1 protein-coding gene is annotated in these 302 nt (G+C 76.2%); it reads left to right on the top strand.

Going from position 1 to position 302, the window contains the following annotated elements:
• The coding region (locus tag HTV45_RS33770) for an enolase C-terminal domain-like protein (RefSeq protein ID WP_368860949.1) at nucleotides 1-268 on the top strand (268 nt) is incomplete at its 5' end.
• Nucleotides 269-302: the final 34 nt, after the last annotated feature.

Raw genomic sequence — 302 nt, 5'->3', positions numbered from 1 at the left:
CGCCGCCACGGTGCCTGACCTCGGTCACGCCTGCGACAGCCACTACCCCTGGCAGACCGAGGACGTCATCACCGAGCGCCACACCTTCACCGGCGGCCGGCTGACCGTCTCCGACGCCCCCGGCCTCGGCGTCGAACTGGACCGTGAGCGACTGTCCGCCCTGCACCGGCGCTGGCTGGCGGACGAGACCCACCGCGAGCGCGACGACGCGGCGGCGATGCGCGCCGCCGACCCGGATTGGACGACGCCGGCGGTCCCGCGCTGGTGAGGGCGCCGGAGGTCCCGCGCCGATGAGGGCGCCG

Source organism: Streptomyces sp. CHD11 (genome assembly GCF_018638295.1).
GTDB lineage: Bacteria > Actinomycetota > Actinomycetes > Streptomycetales > Streptomycetaceae > Streptomyces.
Note: the sequence above shows the minus strand (reverse complement) of the source record. Positions and strands in the feature narration are given on the sequence as shown.